The 256-nt window shown below is 55.5% G+C and carries 1 rRNA gene; it reads right to left on the reverse strand.

Going from position 1 to position 256, the window contains the following annotated elements:
• Positions 1-256 (reverse strand): 23S ribosomal RNA (locus C162_RS32260); the annotation flags it as partial.

Raw genomic sequence — 256 nt, forward strand, 5'->3', positions numbered from 1 at the left:
CATTCTGAGGGAACCTTTGAACGCCTCCGTTACTCTTTAGGAGGCGACCGCCCCAGTCAAACTGCCCGCCTGACACGGTCCCCGTACCCGATAAGGGCACTAGGTTAGAACCTAGATACGATCAGGGTGGTATCCCAACGGCGCCTCCGCAGAAGCTTGCGCTCCTGCCTCAACGGCTCCCACCTATCCTGTACAGATCGTACCCAAATTCAATATCAAGCTGCAGTAAAGCTCCATGGGGTCTTTCCGTCTTGTC

The organism is Paenibacillus sp. FSL R7-269, from assembly GCF_000517865.1.
Taxonomy (GTDB): Bacteria; Bacillota; Bacilli; order Paenibacillales; family Paenibacillaceae; genus Paenibacillus_AQ.